Raw genomic sequence first — 15,974 nt, forward strand, 5'->3', positions numbered from 1 at the left:
GTGTGGCCCTATGAGGAACACCACCAATGTTCAAACCTACACCGAATCCACCAGACACCGATCCAGCATCCCCGCACGAAAGCCCTGCTTCAAAAAAACGCCACGAAGCCGCCGACCGCGCCCTCGATTACCACCTCCACCCTGCCGCTTTCATCCACGTCACCCCGCGCAAACTCAGCACCATGTTCACCGTCAACCCGGAGCTCGATACCGAAACCCTGCTGGCCCATGCGTGCGAGTCGCTGGCCTCGGCCAATGTCATGGCCATGGACCTGGCGGACCATATGGATGGGCCGAGTCGAAATTCCCTGTTGGGCATTACGCAAGTCATCATGCTGGGCGAGCTGGCGGTGAACCGGGCGCTGGATAGACTCGATCAACCTGAATAGTTGACACCTGATCGTTCCCACGCTCTGCGTGGAAATGCCGCCAGGGACGCTCCGCGTTCCGCTTCTGAAGGTGACGCAGAGCGTCACGGGATGCATTCCCACGCGGAGCATGGGAACGATCATGGAGTAGCCATAAAAAATGCCCGTATCTCACGACACGGGCATTTTTCATTTCAGCTCAGCAACTCAGAAATCATACTTCGCGGTGAGCTGCAGGTTGCGTGGCTCGCCGTAGAACGTGGTATCGAAGTTGCCAAGGCCCGTCAGGTATCGCTTGTCGAAGACGTTGTTGGCGTTGACGGTGAAGCTCAGGTGTTCGTCGAACTGATAACGGGTCATCAAATCCACGAGGGTGTAGCCGCCTTGCTTGATCTGGGTGTAGTCGCCCACGCTGGAGCTGTAGATCTTGCCGTAGTAGGCACTCTGCCAGCTGACGCCGCCACCGACGGTGAACGGGTTCAGGACGCCCGGTAGACGGTAAGTCGTGAATGTACGCACGACGTGTTCCGGCCGGGTGGTGGACAGCGGGTATCCGAAGATACGTTGCTCGTCCTGGTCACGGGTACGGGCGTAGGTGTAGCCGGCGGACAGGTTCCAGCCTTCGGCCAGTTCGCCCGCCAGTTCCAGTTCCACGCCTTTGGTGGTAGCGCCGTCGATGGCTTTGTAAATGCCTTCGTTGGTGACCGGGTTGGTGCCGATCGATTCGGCGACGTTGTCCTGCTCAATGCGGAAGAAGGCCAGGCTGGCGTTCAGTTTGCCTTCGAAGTAGGCCGCTTTCAGACCGGTTTCGTAGGCGCTGCCTTCAACCGGTGCCAGGGTCGAACCGTTGGCGTCCTTGTAGATTTGTGGCTGGTAGATAGTGGTGTAGCTGGCGTAGGCCGAGTACGTGTCGTTCAGGTCATAGACCACGCCGGCGTACGGTGTGACGACGCCGTGTTCCTTGTAGCTGGCGTGAGTGTCGGAGAGGGTGCCACCCGGAGTGTAGGAGTAATCCTCGTTGTACTTGAAGGTGCTCAGACGGCTGCCGAGGATGAACGACAGGTCGTCGGTCGGACGCAGGCGCGTGGCCAGGTAAATACCGTTTTGGCTTTGGGTGCGTTCGTATTTGCCGTTTTTCGGGAACTCCTGTTTCGGCAGATTGCCTTCCCAGTCATAGATGCTACCCGGCACCAGTTGGAAAGCGCTGGAGTCGTAAGTCGAGCCGGTCTGGCGCGAGTGCGATGCCATGACACCGGCAACCACTTCGTGTTCGCGACCGCCGAGGGTGAACGGGCCGGAGACGTTGACGTCAGCGGTGTTCTGCACGCGATGGCCTTCCCAGCGACCCCAGTAAAGGAACATGCCTTCACCGGTGGCGCGGTCCGGGCTGCCGCCGCTGGCCGAGGCCAGTTGGGTATCGTGATCGGTGGTTTTCTGGTCCAGGCTGAGTTTGAGTTTCCAGTCATTGGCCAGCGCTTGTTCCAGCGATGCGAAGTAGGTGGTGCTGTCGAAATCACGACGGCTCCAGTCGGCGCCGGAGTTGAAACTGCGAGAGAAGTCGGTACGGCCGCCATCGGCGAAGTAGGTAGGGTTACCTGTCCAGGATGTACCGCGCGGGGTGGCGCTGGATTTGTCGATGCCGAAGGTCAGCAGGGTGTCGTCCGTGAGGTCGGCTTCGAGGACGCCATAAAACAGGTCTTTTTTCTGGCTGTAATGATCCAGGTAAGAGTTGGCGTCCTGATAAGTGCTCACGAAGCGACCGCGCACGTTGCCGGAATCGGTCAGCGAGCCGGAAATGTCGCCTTCTGCGCGGTATTTATCCCACGAGCCGGCGGTGGCGCTGACCGAGGCCTTGAATTCCTTGGTCGGCTTCTTGCGGATCAGGTTGACCGTGGCGGAAGGGTCGCCGGTGCCGGTCATCAGGCCGGTAGCACCTTTAATGACTTCGATGTGGTCCAGGCTGGCAGCGTCGTCGCTGTTGTTCGGGTTTTCACCGTAAACACCGTCGTAGAGGGTGTTGACGCCATCGTACTGAAAGTTGGTGATGGCCTGGCCACGGGCGGAAAACTCGGTACGGTCGCTGTCGTACTTCTGCGACGTGATGCCGGGGGTGTTGCGCAATACGTCACCGACGCTTTTGGCGCCGCGATCGTCCATCTGCTGACGCGTCACCACGGTTACCGATTGCGGTGTTTCACGCAGGGTCAACGGCAGCTTGGTCGCGCTGGTGGTCGCGCCGGTGGTGTAAGAACCGGTGTCTTCGGTGGTCAGGCCCAGGGCCTGGCCGGAAATGGTGGTCGCGCCCAGTTGCAGGCTCGAGGAACCGCCGGACACCAGGGTGACGCTGTTGCCGTTGATCTGGAACGCGATGCCGGTGCCTTGCAGCAGGGCCTTCAGGGCGTCGGACGGTTCCAGCGAACCGGACACCGCGCGGGACTTGATGCCTGCAACCTGGTCCGGGCTGTAGAGGATCTGCAGATTGGTCTGCATGCCCAGCTCGGTCAGCGCGTTGGAAAGCGATTGACCTGCAATGTTCACTTTCACAGGTGCAGCATTGGCCATCGAGCTCCCCAGCAAGGTGGCGGTCAGCAATACGCTAGTGAACAGGGTGCGATGCAAAGTCGGGCGCTGTACGGCCAGCGCGAGAGGTGTGCGGCGTGTTTGAGGTCGCATTACTTACCTGAGCTCCAGAAAAAGAGTTGTGCAGAGTTTTTGTTAATAGGAATGATTATTAGACGCAGCACGAACGAAAAACCGGAAAGAAACCGGAAAAATAAATGTCGAAAGGTGGTTGTAGGAGCCAGGCTTGCCGGCGAAGGCGTCCTCAAGATCGCTTTCGCCGGCAAGTCGGATCGCCGCACCGCTGGCTCCTACGGGGGCCGGGTTGTCAGGCGGGGGCCAACTCGGTGACGACCCGTCCGCTTTCCATGCGCACCAGTTGGTCCGCCACGTCGAAATAACGGTCATCGTGGGAGATCACGATGATGGTCTTGCCCAGACGTTTGAGGTCCGGCAGCAACTCGGTGTAGAAAATCCGGCGGAAGGTCGGGTCCTGATCGGCCGCCCATTCATCGAACACCAGCACCGGACGTTCCTCCAGCCAGGCATTGACCAGGGCCAGGCGTTTGCGCTGGCCGGTGGAGAGGTCGGTGGTGGTGAAGTTGCCGTCCTTGACGCTGACCTTGTGCGCGATCTCCAGCCGTTGCAGGTATTGGTTCGCATCTTCGGGGATGTGCTGATCGCCCTGGACCACATCATCGAACAGGTAATAGTCGGCAAAGATGGTGGTGAACAACTGGCGATAGTCATCGCGGTTCTGCGCGTCGATCGCTTCGCCGTTGACGCGGATTTCGCCCTGTTGCGGTGTGTACAGGCCCAGCAGCAGCTTGATCAGCGTGGTCTTGCCGCAGCCGTTCTCGCCGACAATAAAGGTGATGTCGCCTTGCTTGATCGTCAGGTTCACCGGCCCGAGCTGGAATGGCGCAGCACCTTCGGCAGCCGGGAAGCTGAAACGCACATCGGCCAGTTTCAGTTCGTGTACCGCTTGTTTGACGTTGCCTTTATCACTCAGCAGCAGGTGAGGTTCCGGGGTGGAAAACTGCTCCGAGAGTTCGGCGATGCGGCGGAAGGCGATCTGCGCGCGGCTGACGATTGGCAAGGTGCTGATCAAATGCTCCAGCGGACCTTTCATGTACAGCAGCACCAGCACGAAGCCGCTCATCACGGTTTTGTCGGCACTCGGCCAAAAGGTTTGCAGGGCCAGGGCCAGGCCGATCACCACAAAGAACAGCATCGAGCCGAACGTCTTGGCAATGACGAAGGTGTTGATCGAGCGCACCTGAGTGTTGCAGATGAACTCGGCCGTTGCCTTTATGCCCGAGACGAACATGCGCTGGCGGCGTGGACGATGAATGCGCAGTTCCTTGGCACCTTCGGCAATCGCGTTGTAGTGCTTTTGCAGTTCATCTTCGGCCTCACGGGCAGCCATGAAACCCTGCACTCCTTTGCTCTGAGCGTAAGCCTGAATAGCGGTGCCGATCAGGATCGCGGCGACCATGATCAGGAACATCGGCCACGACAGAATGGCCAGGTAGCCCATGCAGCCCAGGGTCACGGTGACGGAAATGGCCAGCGGCGCAAAGGCGAAAGCGAAGTCGCTGATGGTGTCGACGTCGTGGGTCAGCACCGGAATCAACCGGTGGCTGCGATAGCGCTCGATGTGTTCGATCGGTGCCGAGAGAACCTTTTCACCCAACTGTTTACGCAGTTTGGCGATGATGTGCTGGCCCACATAGTTGGTGCCGATGTCCGAACAAATCGAACTGGCCAGTGCCAGCAAGCACAGGCCGGCGAACAGGGCGACCACGCCTTGGGTCAGGCCGGTGTCCGAATGCAGGGCGTTGTTGATGGTCGCCAGCAATACCGTGACGCTCAGGCCGCCGACCATGCCCAGGAAAATGGACGCGGCGACGATGAGCCGAAAGGGTTTCAACAGGGCGAACAATTCGCCGATGGCGCCACGGGTAGGCTGGGTCATGGAAGACAGTTCCTTGGGTCGTAAAGGCAGATACCCAGTAGAACGTCTGGTGGAAGGCTTAATTTAGCCGGCCGCCGACTGGCGGCGACCGGTTGGGGACGACGGCTTAAAGGTCACGCACGATACGGAATCCCATCCAGTCGCCGCGCTCTTGCGGGTACTGGCTGTTGCGGTTGCCGGAGCGCGAGAACACCGGCGCTTCACCCCAGTCGTTGCCGCGAATCCGCACGGCTTCGCACGTGGGCTCGACCCAGGCGCTGCCATCGGTGGGGGCTGCGACGTAATCAGGGTGTTCGCAGTCTTCGACCCATTCGTAGACGTTGCCGTGCATGTCGTACAGGCCGAAGGCGTTCGGCGGGTAGCTGCCCACTGGCGAGCTGTAGCTGTAACCGTCCGCCGGGCCATACGTATTGGCGTGCTTGGCGATGCTGTATTCCTTGCCTTCATCGAACGGGAAGGGGAACGGCCCTTTGCTGCCGCCACGCGCGGCATATTCGCGTTGGGCTTCGCTGACCATGTGGTACGTCTGCCCGGTATTTTTCGACAGCCAGGTGACATAGTTTTTGACGTCGTCGAAGTTCATGCACACCGCGGGCTGACGCGGGTTCTGCGGATAACGCGGCTTGCTGGCGACGCACTCGCGACCTGGCCGGGTGTCGCCATTGGCGATGGTCACGCCACTCTCGCGTACGTAGCTGTCCCATTCGCCGGCGGTGACCTGGAAGCGGCTCATGGCGAACGGTTTGGCAAAGGTTACCTCGTGCGTCGGACTTTCATCAGGCTCGCGCCCGACTTCGTCGTCCGGCGTACCCATGGTGAAGGTGCCAGCCGGCAGCACGACCATTTCCGGGCAGTCCCGGCAGTCCTTGAACACTTTGCCTGGTTGCGCCGGTGCGGCGGCCTGGGCGGCGGTCGGCAGCAGTCCTGCGAGGAGGGCAGTCAGCGTCAGAGTCAGCAGATCACGGTTCATGAATCATCTCGATTAAAGGAAATCACAGGCTCTTGCTCAACACGGCCATGAAGCGGTCGATATCGTTTTCGGTGTTGAGCAGGCCGGGGGCGATGCGGATCACCGGGCCGACGTCGCGGTCCACCGAGTCGCAGACCACGCGGTTTTCCATCAGCTGGACGGCGACTTTTTCGCAGTCCCGGTCCTTGATCCGGAAGAAGGTAAAACCGGCCGACAGGTCTGGACTTTTTGGCGTCACTGTTTCGATCTGCGGGTGCTCCAGCAGACGGTTTTTTGCGTAGGTATTGAGCGCGTGGATGCGCGCCTGGACCTCGGCCTTGCCCAGCTCCAGGTGCAGCTTGAAGGCTTCGTTCAGGGCCCAGCGATGCTCAAAGCTGTGATAGCCGCCGGGGGTCATGAGGGTCGAGAAGGTGGTGGCTTCGGAGAACGTCGGGATGGTCGGCGTCACGTCCTTGAGTTCGGCCGAACGCGCGCAGATGATCCCGGTACCGCGCGGGCCGAACATCCATTTGTGGGTGCCGGCAATGAAGAAATCGCAGTGCATGTCGGGGAAGTCGAGGTCCTCGACGCCGAAGCCATGGACGCCGTCCACTACATACAGGATGCGGTCCTTGTCCTCGCGGTTGCGATTATGTTCGTCCACCAGTTTGCCGATCTCGCCAATCGGCAGTTTCACACCGCTGCCCGATTGCACCCACGTCATGCCGAGCACTCGGGTTTCAGGGCGAATGCCTTTGGCGATCGAACCCAGCACTTCATCCACTGAAAGGGTGTGACTGTTCTCGAACAACTTGAGCTTGCGAACCTTGACGCCGTCCTTTTGCTGGCGGTACGCCAAGGCGTAGTTGGTGGCGTAATGTTCGTGTTCGCTGGTGAGGATTTCCTGGTCGGGGCGCACATGAATGCCGCCATAAATCAGCGACAGGCCTTCGGTGGTGCTGCCGGTGAGGGCGATTTGCTCGGGCTTGGCCTTGAGGTAGCGACCGGCCCAGACGCGCACTGCTTGCTCGCGCTTTTCGGTTTCCCCCAGGTCCCAGTCCATGGCCCGACCGGGATTACGGTCGAGGTTGGCGCGGTGCATGTCGATGGCTTCACGCACCGGTCTTGGGTGTGAGGTCACCAGAAAATTGGCGAAGTGCAGGTAGTCCGGGTCCTGATTGAACATCTGGCGCAGTTGCGCCCATTTATCCTTCGGCAGCGACGCCGGATTGGCGGCCAGCGCCGGCAGGTTCACGGCTGCGCCCAAGGGCAGGCCGGCCGCGAGAATACCGGCCTGCTTGAGGAATGAACGACGGTTGGTCATGAGCTCGATTCGCTTTTGCAAAAGAGGGGATCAGTTCTTGGCGACAGGCCTGGAAGACTTCTGCACCTGGTCCCAGACCCGCAGGAAATTGCCGCCCCAGAGCTTGGCAATATCGGCTTCGCCGTAGCCGCGACTGATTAGCTCGGCCGTTACGTTGTGGGCCTCGCTGACGTCTTTCCAGCCGTCCAGGCCGCCGCCATCGTTGAAGTCGGAACTGATGCCGACGTGGTCGATGCCGATTTTCTTCACCGCGTAGTCGATCGCGTCGCCGTAGTCCTTGAGCGTGGCCTTGGGCTCCTCGTCGACGATGGCGTAGAGCTGGCTAGCGTATTCGCCGAAGCGTTGTTCGGACCAGACGGTGATCACCGGATCTCCCGGCATCAGCGCCATCTCCAGGCCTTGCAACGGTTGCAGGTCGAAGCGTGCGCGCAGGGCGTTGAGTTTGTCTTGGGTGGCCTGGCTGAGTGGGCGGATGTAGGTCGGGAAACCGACAATCTGCACCACGCCGCCGCTGTTCTTGATCAGCTGCATTTCCTGGTCGCTGAGGTTGCGCGGGATGTCCACCAGCCCGCGTGGCGCCGAGTGGGAAGCGACCATGGGTGCACGGCTCAGCTGGGCGACTTGCTCCAGTGCCTTGGTCGACATCTGCGAAACATCGATGATCACGCCGAGGTCGTTGAGGCGGTGCACGGCTTGTTTGCCAATCTCCGAGAGGCCGCCGAGGGCGTCCCGCGAGTCATTGAAAAACGGCAACGGCCGGGACGAATCTGCCCAGGCGTTGTTGCCCACGTAACTGAAGCCGAACATGCGCATGCCCCGGGCCGCCCATTTGTCCAGGGCATTCAGGTCGTTGCCCAGCGGATAGGCGTTGAGCATGCTCATGAAAATCGCGAACTTGCCTTCGCCGTGCAGGCGGCGGAAATCGTCGGGGGTGTAGGCGATGGCGACCTGATTGGGGAAGTCACGAACCAGGGTGCTGATGATTTTGTAGCGGGTTTCCTGCTCGAACCGTGCTTCGTCGACGAAGCCGGCGGTTGGGCGGTGCGGGGCGTTTTCGCCGTTCCAGATTTCCGGCCAGCCGAAGATTGTCAGGGCCGCACCGGACAGGCGTCCGCGTGCGGACTTGACCAGGTCGAACTGCCCGGTGCCGTCCTTGTCCGCTTCATTGCCGGCGGTGCCGAAGTCCAGCGGGACGGTGACGTGGCTGTCGAAGGAAAGGATCCGCTCGTGCAACTCATCGGCCTGTTTCATTACCTTGACCGAGTAACCGGGATTGTCCTTGAACCCGTAATCCCAGGCCGCAAAGCCTGCACCGGCGCTGATCGTCAGGGCCAGCGGCAGGCCGATGTAAAGCGCCTTTTTCGAACGTGGTTTTGTCATTGCCGTCTCAGTCAGGTTCGCCGTTGGGGGGCAGGCGCAGAGGCCTTTGCCATCTGGGAAGAACGAGTGACCGACGAGAGAATTTAGGTGTTTGTGCTGACACCATGGTGATCGTTCCCACGCTCCGCGTGGGAATGCCTCAACGGACGCTCCGCGTTCGGCTCTTGAAGGGACGCGGAGCGTCCCAGGCTGCATTCCCACGCAGAGCGTGGGAACGATCTTTCGGGGGCATCATAAATTTTCGGTGGCAACAAACGTTCTAGCTTGGATAAAGCCTGCTTCATGGCTGACACAGGTAGGGCAATGACGATTTCTCGACGATGGTTCATGGCAGGCCTGGCGCTGACCGGCGCCGCGGTGCCTGCGGCTTTTTATGGGCATCGTGAATGGACGAAACCGGATCCGACGATCACCCCCGGCGAAGCTTCGTTCGATGTCGCGGATGTCGCTGGCCAGCACTTGGCGAACACCTTGCGCGGTGTCTGGCAGATTCGTTTCGAGGGGCCTGACGCTGGCATCGAAGGCCTGCCACGGGACGGGCTGGAGGTGTTTCTCGACATCGGTCACAAAGGTCGCGGCTTGAGCGGGTTCCTCGACACCGCCGAACGTTTGCGTTCGAGCGAAGCGCCGCGTTATCGGGTGCTCGGCGACCTGGCCGGCGCCAACCCGGCGCAGTTGCGCTGGCGACTGCTCAGCGCCAGCGGCACAGCGGACTATGAATTCAGCATGGCGCTGGACGAGGTCTGGGCCGGTTTCGGCAACGCCGGCAGCGGCACCCTCAGTGGTCGGGTGTTGAATCTGGACCGTCCGTTGATGTTGACGGCGCAGGACAATCGCTTCATTGCCGTCAAGCGCGTGTTCCCCGAAGCCCGCGAGCGAACCGGCCTCAATCCGACGCTGCTGGCCTGGCTGATTTCGCCCGGGCATCGACTGTTCCACCAGCTCTGGCATGCCTCCCGGGACAAATGGCACACACTGTCCGAAGACAAGCGCGCAGCCCTTCGCGGCATTGGTTGGCAGCCTGGCCCGCGAGACAAGGAGCGTGATGCCCGTGGCGCGCGCAAGGATCGCAACGGCTCGGGGGTGGATTTTTTCTTCATGCACCGGCACATGCTCGGCACGGCGCGCTCCCTGCAGGACTTGCCGTCCTGGCCGCATTTCCCGTTGCCACAGCCGGAACTGGCGCGGGATCGACTCGGGTTTGCCGATTATTTCGACAACCACGACGGCACCGCGCTGCCGCCGACCTGGCTGGCCGATGACGATGCCGAGTACTCGCAATGGGTCAGCGACATCAAGACCGCCGAGACCTACCACAGCAATTTCCAGGTCTGGGAGTCGCAGTACCGCGATCCGCGTTATCTGTCGACATTGACCCTGGGTCAGTTCGGTTCAGAGGTGGAATTGGGGCTGCACGACTGGCTGCACATGCGTTGGGCCTCGGTGCCGCGTGATCCGTCCAACGGTCAGCCGGTGCCGTTTGCCCGGGATCCGGCGGACTTTTCCGCTCGCTGGTTTGCTCCGGAAAACGACTTCCTAGGCGATCCGTTTTCGTCCCACGTCAACCCGGTGTTCTGGCACTTCCATGGCTGGATCGACGATCGTCTGGAAGACTGGTTCCGCGCGCATGAGCGTTTTCATCCGGGGGAGGTCAGTCGGCTTGAGGTGAAGGGTGTGCCTTGGTTTGCGCCGGGACGTTGGGTCGAGATCGACGACCCGTGGCTCGGCCCGAGCACTCATGGTTGCAGCACTACGCCGGGGTTACAGACCGGCAAGTCGGTCGAGATGGACCCGGAAACTATGAAGCTGGCGTTGCGGATTACCTTTGGGGATGACGAGAAGAAGCTGGAGGATTTGTTCCGCAAGGTGCCGCAGCGGCCTTGGTATGCGCGGCATTTGAAGGCCAAACCGGTCGTCACATGATCGTTCCCACGCTCTGCGTGGGAATGCCTCAACGGACGCTCCGCGTTCGGCTCTCGATGGGACGCAGAGCGTCCCGGGCTGCATTCCCACGCGGAGCGTGGGAACGATCAATTACAGCGCCTTCCACCCCCCACCCAGCGCCTTGTACAACGCAATACTCGCCTGCAACCGCGACAACCGCAGCTGCACATTCAAATCCTGCGCCGCATACAACGTGCGCTGCGTCTCCAGCACCGTCAGCAAATCCTCGGCTCCGGCCTGATAACGGCTTTGCGCAATGTTGAATGCCGTCTGCGCCTGGTTCAGTTCTTCACCTTGCCACTGCCGCTGTTCGTCCAGTCCGCGAATGCTGTTGAGGGCTTTTTCCACATCGGCGAACCCATTGATGATCGCCCCGCGATACGTCTCCAGCAGTTCTTCCTGGCGGGCCGTGGCCTTGTCGCGCTCGGCACTCAGGCGACCATTGTTGAAGACTGGCGCGAGCAATCCAGCGGTCAGGTTGTAGAACGGACTGCGCAGGATGTCGGCTGCGCGGTCGGCACCGGAGCCGATGTCTGCGCTCAGGGTCACGGCCGGCAGCATGGCGGCGCGGGCGACGGTGACGTCGGCCTGTGCGGCGGCCAGTTGTGCTTCGGCGCGGGCGATGTCCGGTCGACGGCTGATCAGTTCACTGGGCACACCGGCAGCGATGGTTGGCCATGACAGTTGATCAAAGCGTTCCTGGCCCAAAGACAATTCCTGTAGCGGCCGGCCGAGCAGGGCGGCAAGACTGATCTGCGCGTCCTGAGCCTGTTGCTGCACCAGCGGCAATTGTCGTTGTTGTGCGGCGACCAGACTTTTCTGCTGCGCCAATTCCAGCGCCGTCGCCGAGCCTGAGTCAAAACGCGTCTGCACCCGTTTCAAAACATTCTGCGCGTTCGCCAGATTCAACTCGGCAATGCGACTTTGCTCACGCAACGACAAGCTTTGCGCGTAACTGTTGGCGACGCCGCTGAGCAGCGTCAACTCCACGGTCGCCTGATCGAATTCGCTGGCCTGCAAGCCGAATTGTGCGCTGTCACGGGAAGCCCGTTGACCGCCCCAGAAATCGATTTCGTAACTGGCGCTGAGGCTGGCGTTGAAGTAATCGACGGCCTTGTTGTCGTTGTCGTTGTCGGCATCAAGCTGGCTGTAGCCGTTGCCCCGTAGCAGTTTTTGCCGATTGGCGTTCAGGGCGGCCTTGACCTCGGGTAGCAGCGAACCACCGACAACGACCGTTTCAGCCCGAGCCTGGCGCACCCGGGCGATGGCGGCGGCCAAATCGTAACTGCCGACCCGGGCCTGTTCGATCAGGCGATCAAGCTCGGGGCTGCCAAACTGCGTCCACCATTGCAGGTTGCTGCGTGTGGCATTGGCGGTATGCGGCGACTGCCAGGAGGCGGGCGGCTGGAGGCCGCTGTCCGGGCGCTGGGCGGGACTGCCGCAGGCGCCGAGCAGCAGGCAGAGGGTCAGCAGACTGAGTTGCGGCTTCATGGAGAGATCATTCACTGGTAAGGGCCGTGACCGGGTCGAGTCGGGCAGCTTTGCGGGCCGGCATGAAGCCGAAGACAACACCGGTGACCAGGGCGCAGCCGAAGGCGCCGAGCACCGCTATCAAGGAGAACGCGACAGCGACTTCGCTGAGGATCAGCACGCCGCCGACGATCAGCGCCAGGGCGATCCCGGCGAGCCCGCCGACCACCGAAAGCATCACCGCTTCGGTGAGGAACTGGCGCAGGATGTCGCGTTGGCGCGCGCCGGTGGCCATGCGGATACCGATCTCACGTGTCCGTTCGCGCACGGTCATGAGCATGATGTTCATCACGCCGATGCCGCCCACCAGCAACGAAATCGCGGCAATCGAGCCGAGCATCAACGACAGGGTATTTTGCGTGCGTGCCTCGGCTTGAATCATTGCCGCGTTGTTGGTCAGTTCGAAATCCTTTTTGCCGTTGTGCAATCGCAGCATCAATTGCTCGATGGCTTTTTCGGTCTCCTTGACCTTGCGCGCATCGGCGGCGGCGATGGCCACGTATTCGGGATTGTGGGTGCCGAACAGCCGCACACTCGCAGCGGAATACGGAATGGCGATGCGGTCGTCGCTGTCGGAGTCGCCGGAGCTGGCGCCTTTTTCGGCAAGCACGCCGACCACCTGGAACGGCACGTTCTCAATCAGGATGTACTGGCCGATCGGGTTGGCGACGTCCTTGAGCAACTTGGTCCGCACCTTGTGGCCAATCACCGCGACCGCCGCCGCATTACGTTCATCGTCTTGAGTGAAATAGCTGCCTTCCACCACCGGCCAGTTGAAGATGTTCGGGAAGTTGGTGTCGTTGCCGCCGACGTAACTCAAGTGGTCGAGGTTGCCGAAACGCACCCCGGCCTCCTGGCCATTGACCGGCATGATACGCATCACTTGCGGCAGGCTCGCCACCGCTGCGACGTCATCCAGGGTGACGATGCCCAGTGGTGTTCGCGGGTTTGGCGACGAGCCGCTGAGGTAAATGATGTTGGAACCGAACGCGCCCATTTGCGCCATCACCTGGCGCTTGCTGCCTTCACCCACCGCCAGCATCACCACCACCGACGCGACGCCGATGATGATCCCTAGCAACGTCAGCGCGGTGCGAAAGCGGTTGATCCACATCACCCGCCACGCGGCTTGCACGGCATCGACCAGTTCGCCTTTCCAGGCCCCGGTGGCTTCGGCGCCTTCGGTGAGGCGCTTGCGCAAGTCCACCGCTTGCAGCGCGCCGGGATTGGCCGACGCCTGTACTTCGGGGTTGTCCCGGGCGCTGTCGCTGATGATCAGCCCGTCGCGAATTTCGATGATGCGTTTGGCCCGCGCCGCCACTTCGCGGTCGTGGGTGATGAGGATCACCACGTGGCCCTGGCTCGCCAGTTCGTCGAGCAGGGCCATGACCTCGGCACCGCTGTGGCTGTCGAGGGCGCCGGTGGGTTCGTCGGCGAGGATGATGTGGCCGCCGTTCATCAAGGCGCGGGCGATCGACACCCGTTGTTGCTGGCCGCCGGAGAGCTGGTGCGGACGATTGCCGGTGCGTGAAGCCAGGCCGAGACGGTCGAGCAGGGCGGCAGCGCGGGCGTGGCGTTCGGCGGCCGGAGTGCCGGCGTAGATGGCCGGCATCTCGACGTTTTCCTGGGCCGAGCCGGACGGGATCAGGTGATAACCCTGAAAGACAAAACCAAAGGCTTCGCGGCGCAGCCAGGCCAGTTCGTCGCTGTCGAGTGCGGCGACGTTTTCGCCGGCGAAGCGGTACTCGCCCGAGGTCGGACGGTCGAGGCAGCCGAGAATATTCATCAGCGTCGACTTGCCGGAGCCGGAAGCGCCGACGATCGCCACGAATTCCCCAGCATGGATCGACAGGTCGATACCGCGCAGCACGTGAACTTCAGGTGAGTCGCCGCCGCCGTAGGCTTTGCGGATGTCCTGCAGGTCAATCAGGGGCGTCAGCATTCAGCCGCCACTCCCGTCGGCCGGGCCGATCAACAGGTGATCGCCTTCCTGCAAGCCGTCGAGGACCTGCACCCGCAGGCGATCGCTGATGCCGGTGCGAACGTCGCGCTGTTCGATGCGGCCATTTTTGGTGACGACCTGCGCGGTCTGACTGTCGGTCTGATTGTGGGTTTGAGCGCCGACTTGCAGGGCCGCGATGGGCGCGGTGAGGACGTTTTTCGCCTGCTCAGCGACGAAGAATACTTGTGTGGTCATTTCCGCCATCAGCGCGTTGTCGGCGTTGTCGACGTCCAGCAGTACGGTGTACAGCACCACGCGAGCGCTGCCGCTTTTACTCGAACTGGCCGGGCTGCCGCCACCTTGGCTGGTTTGGTCCAGTGGCTTGGGCGTCACGGGCAGAATTTGCCGCACGGTGCTGTTCCAGCGACGGTTGCCGCCGCTGAGGGTGGTGAACCAGGCGGTCATGCCGGGTTTGACGTGACCGATGTCGGCTTCCGACACCTCGGCCCAGACGGTCATCGGCGACAACTTGGCGATGCGCAGAATCAGTGGCGTCTGCTGCTGGGCGTTAAGGGTCTGGCCTTCACGGGCGTCGAGTGCAACGACGGTTCCGCTCATGGGCGCATAGATTCGGGTGTAACCCAATTCCGCCTGATCGCTGCGCAGGCTGGCCTGGGCCTGGCGGATCTGCGCCTGGAACATGTCAATACGGGCCTGGGTGGCGCGCAGTTCGGCCTCGGCGGTCTGCACATCTTCTTCACGGGTGGCGCCACCGGCCTTGAGGTTCTGCTGGCGCTGGAATTTCTGCCGGGCGAGGTCGTGCTGCGCCCATTGCTCTTGCAGCTGTGCCTTGAGGTTTTCGATGGAGAAACGCCCGGCGTCGAGTTTGGCCTGCTGCGTGGAGGGATCGATTTCCACCAGCAACTGGCCATCCTTGACGGTGTCACCGACTTCCACGTGGATCTTGTGGATCTGCCCGGACGCTTGGGCACCCACGTCGACATAGCGGCGAGGTTGCAGAGTGCCCAGCGCGGTGACGCTGCTTTCGATGTCGGCGCGGGTGACCTGAACGGTGGCGAACTGGTCGCGGCCGGGCGGGATGATCCGCCAGGCGGCCACGGCGATAACGGGGATCAGACAAAGTGCTACAAGCAGTGCGCGTCGGGTCTGTCGGGGACGTTTCATGCAGGGTTCCGGCCAATGAATATCGGCCCGTCGTTCAAAACCGTTGAATAGGGACGGGGAGCTGTCCTGTAAACGAGGAAAGTGGCAGGAAATTTAGGCGACGACGCTCCCACAGTTCAAGACTATTTGTCGGGCAAGGTGAAGCAACACTTTAAATCTATATGAGAATTACTATAAATTACGCGCCTCGAACTGCCACTATCGTGCCACTGCCCATGTCGGCGGTCGTCGATCTGGCTCAAGGACAGAAACCGCACCCCTGCGGCCGGGAGTCATGTTGGAAAACTACTATCGCGAGCTGGTGTGTTTTTTGAACGCCAAGCTGGGCAACCGTCAGGTGGCCGAAGATGTGGTGCATGACGCTTATCTGCGGGTACTGGAGCGTTCCAGCGACACGCCGATCGAGCAGCCTCGGGCGTTCCTGTATCGCACCGCGCTCAATCTGGTGATCGACGACCATCGGCGCAATGCCCTGCGTCAGGTCGAATCGCTGGAAGTGCTCGACAACGAAGAGCGCTACTTCACCCCATCGCCTCACCACAGCCTCGATCACGGTCAACGCCTGGAGATGCTCCAGCGTGCATTGGCGGAATTGCCACGGTTGTGTCGCGAGAGTTTCCTGCTGCGCAAGATCGATGGCCTGTCGCACCCGGAGATCGCCCAACACCTGGGTATTTCCAGGGCCCTGGTGGAGAAACACATCGTCAATGCGATGAAGCATTGCCGTGTGCGGATGCGTCAATGGGATGCCCATTGATCTTTTCTGCTTCATCAACATTGCGTTAAATTTTGTTTCATTGTCCTCGTTCCCTTCA

Annotated in this window: 11 protein-coding genes; 3 read left to right on the plus strand and 8 right to left on the minus strand. The window is 61.3% G+C overall.

Annotated features, from left to right (window positions below):
* Window positions 1-26 precede the first annotated feature (26 nt).
* Entirely contained in the window at window positions 27-389 is a 363-nt protein-coding gene (locus tag QK293_RS15815) for a DUF6124 family protein (protein ID WP_282378511.1), read from the plus strand.
* 186 nt (window positions 390-575) lie between these two features.
* Here QK293_RS15815 and QK293_RS15820 read toward each other — a convergent pair whose 3' ends face one another.
* The 5 genes from QK293_RS15820 to pvdM all read right to left on the minus strand — a co-directional run bounded on the left by QK293_RS15820 (window position 576) and on the right by pvdM (window position 8,558).
* Window positions 576-3,041, minus strand: a complete 2,466-nt coding sequence (locus tag QK293_RS15820) for a TonB-dependent siderophore receptor (RefSeq protein WP_282378513.1) — start codon at window positions 3,039-3,041, stop codon at window positions 576-578.
* 214 nt (window positions 3,042-3,255) lie between these two features.
* Window positions 3,256-4,905, minus strand: coding sequence for a cyclic peptide export ABC transporter (locus QK293_RS15825; protein ID WP_282378515.1), 1,650 nt, complete (start codon window positions 4,903-4,905; stop codon window positions 3,256-3,258).
* Window positions 4,906-5,011: 106 nt separating this feature from the next.
* Window positions 5,012-5,875 carry a formylglycine-generating enzyme family protein gene (locus QK293_RS15830; protein ID WP_282378518.1) on the minus strand — a complete coding sequence of 288 codons (864 nt, stop codon included), beginning with the start codon at window positions 5,873-5,875 and terminating at the stop codon, window positions 5,012-5,014.
* A 22-nt stretch (window positions 5,876-5,897) separates the two neighbouring features.
* On the minus strand, window positions 5,898-7,178 hold the full coding sequence (locus tag QK293_RS15835) for an aminotransferase class V-fold PLP-dependent enzyme (protein ID WP_282378521.1): 1,281 nt from the start codon (window positions 7,176-7,178) through the stop codon (window positions 5,898-5,900).
* A 30-nt stretch (window positions 7,179-7,208) separates the two neighbouring features.
* The gene (pvdM, locus tag QK293_RS15840) at window positions 7,209-8,558 is read right to left on the minus strand and encodes a pyoverdine-tailoring dipeptidase-like protein PvdM (RefSeq protein WP_282378523.1); all 1,350 of its coding nucleotides are present in this window, start codon (window positions 8,556-8,558) and stop codon (window positions 7,209-7,211) included.
* A gap of 303 nt (window positions 8,559-8,861) precedes the next feature.
* Between pvdM and QK293_RS15845 the strand changes: the two genes are divergently transcribed.
* The gene (locus QK293_RS15845; RefSeq protein ID WP_282378525.1) at window positions 8,862-10,481 is read left to right on the plus strand and encodes a PvdJ/PvdD/PvdP-like protein; all 1,620 of its coding nucleotides are present in this window, start codon (window positions 8,862-8,864) and stop codon (window positions 10,479-10,481) included.
* Between the two features lie 111 nt (window positions 10,482-10,592).
* Here QK293_RS15845 and QK293_RS15850 read toward each other — a convergent pair whose 3' ends face one another.
* From QK293_RS15850 to QK293_RS15860, 3 genes are read right to left on the minus strand one after another with little or no spacing between them, the layout of a single operon-like run.
* A complete protein-coding gene (locus tag QK293_RS15850; RefSeq protein WP_282378528.1) occupies window positions 10,593-11,993 on the minus strand; it encodes an efflux transporter outer membrane subunit in 1,401 nt (466 codons plus the stop codon).
* Window positions 11,994-12,000: 7 nt separating this feature from the next.
* Window positions 12,001-13,974: a MacB family efflux pump subunit gene (locus tag QK293_RS15855; RefSeq protein WP_282378530.1), complete on the minus strand. Its 1,974-nt coding sequence runs from the start codon at window positions 13,972-13,974 to the stop codon at window positions 12,001-12,003.
* Window positions 13,975-15,159 carry an efflux RND transporter periplasmic adaptor subunit gene (locus tag QK293_RS15860; RefSeq protein WP_282378532.1) on the minus strand — a complete coding sequence of 395 codons (1,185 nt, stop codon included), beginning with the start codon at window positions 15,157-15,159 and terminating at the stop codon, window positions 13,975-13,977.
* Between the two features lie 274 nt (window positions 15,160-15,433).
* Between QK293_RS15860 and QK293_RS15865 the strand changes: the two genes are divergently transcribed.
* Window positions 15,434-15,916: a sigma-70 family RNA polymerase sigma factor gene (locus QK293_RS15865; protein ID WP_282378534.1), complete on the plus strand. Its 483-nt coding sequence runs from the start codon at window positions 15,434-15,436 to the stop codon at window positions 15,914-15,916.
* Window positions 15,917-15,974: the final 58 nt, after the last annotated feature.

Source organism: Pseudomonas sp. AL03, assembly GCF_029960815.1.
In the GTDB taxonomy this organism is placed as follows: Bacteria; Pseudomonadota; Gammaproteobacteria; order Pseudomonadales; family Pseudomonadaceae; genus Aquipseudomonas.